Below are 874 nucleotides of genomic sequence, written 5' to 3' on the forward strand. Positions count from 1 at the left end.
CGCCAGACCAGCACCGATGCTCGGATGGGACCGAAGGAGCCCCGATCCAGCGTGCTTAGCTTGGAGGACGAGGCGGTCATCGTCGCTTTCCGCCGGCACACTCTGCTGCCGCTGGACGACTGCCTCTACGCGCTGCAACCGAGCCTGCCGCATCTGACCCGCTCGTCGCTTCATCGCTGTCTGCAGCGTCACGGCATCAGTCGCCTGCCGGACGTCGAGGGCGACAAGCCGAAGCGTTCGAAGTTCAAGGCCTACCCGATCGGCTACTTCCACATCGACATCGCGCAGGTCAGCACCGAACAAGGCAAGCTACACCTGTTCGTGGCCATCGACCGCACCAGCAAGTTCGCCTTCGTCCAACTGCACGAGAAGGCGACGCAACGGATCGCTGCAGCCTTTCTACACGATCTGATCGCGGCGGTGACTTACACGATCCACACGGTGCTGACGGATAACGGCATCCAGTTTACCGACAACAAGCCAGTGAACGAGGAGGCCGAAGCGAAGGCAGCCGCCTACTGGGCGACCCAGGACGGGCCGCGCCTGTACCGCTGGCATTCGTTCGAATGGGCGTGCGAGCAGACGAAGATCGAGCACCGCCTGACCAAGCCGCGCTGCCCATGGACGAACGGTCAAGTCGAGCGGATGAACCGAACTATCAAGGACGCCACGGTCAAGCGCTACCATTACGAGAGCCACAACGAACTCCGGCAGCACCTGCAGCTGTTCGTGGATGCCTACAACTACGGACGCCGGCTCAAGACCCTGCGCGGCCTTACCCCCTACGAGTTCATCTGCCAGGCCTGGACGAAAGAGCCAGAACGCTTCAGGCTCGATCCGTCACACCACATGCCGGGACCGAACATCTAGCGGC

The 874-nt window shown here is 62.4% G+C and carries 1 protein-coding gene; it reads left to right on the top strand.

What is annotated here, in order from left to right:
• The coding region (locus tag MFF58_RS31845) for an IS481 family transposase (RefSeq protein ID WP_238294325.1) at positions 1–870 on the top strand (870 nt) is incomplete at its 5' end.
• Positions 871–874: the final 4 nt, after the last annotated feature.

Origin of the sequence: Methylobacterium longum (assembly GCF_022179385.1) — a bacterium.
In the GTDB taxonomy this organism is placed as follows: Bacteria; Pseudomonadota; Alphaproteobacteria; order Rhizobiales; family Beijerinckiaceae; genus Methylobacterium; species Methylobacterium longum.